Source organism: Nonomuraea sp. KM90, from assembly GCF_052246675.1.
In the GTDB taxonomy this organism is placed as follows: domain Bacteria; phylum Actinomycetota; class Actinomycetes; order Streptosporangiales; family Streptosporangiaceae; genus Nonomuraea.
On record NZ_JBQQCB010000429.1, the window covers coordinates 1 to 504 of the forward strand.

1 pseudogene is annotated in these 504 nt (G+C 65.7%); it reads right to left on the minus strand.

What is annotated here, in order from left to right:
* Positions 1 to 11: 11 nt before the first annotated feature.
* Positions 12 to 504, minus strand: a pseudogene (locus tag ACTWPW_RS64615) (IS3 family transposase); the annotation flags it as partial.

Below are 504 nucleotides of genomic sequence, written 5' to 3' on the forward strand. Positions count from 1 at the left end.
TGGAGACCGGGTTACGTGGCTGGGGTGAGAGTAGCCGAGTTGATCTTTGTGCGGTAGAGGGTTTCGTATTCGGCGGGTGGAAGGTCTTGGCAGGCGCTGTGAAGGCGGCGGTTGTTGTACCAGTCGACCCATTCCATGGTGGCGAGTTCGACGTCGTCCAGGCCCTTCCAGGGGCCGCGGCGGTGGATCAGTTCGGTCTTGTACAGCCCGATGGTGCTCTCGGCCAGCGCGTTATCGTAGCTGTCCCCGCGCGAGCCGACTGAGCTGACTGCGCCGGCGTCGGCGAGTCGGTCGGTGTAGCGGATCGACAGATATTGCACAGCCGCGGTCGGAGTGGTGCACCAGCCCGTCCAGCGTGTCGGCCTGGCCGCCGCGACGCCAGATCGCCATCTCCAGCGCGTCCAGCGGCAGGTCGGTACGCAGATGGTCGGTCAGCCGCCAGCCGACGATCATCCGGGAGAACACGTCGATGACGAACGCGGCGTAGACGAACCCGGCCCAGGT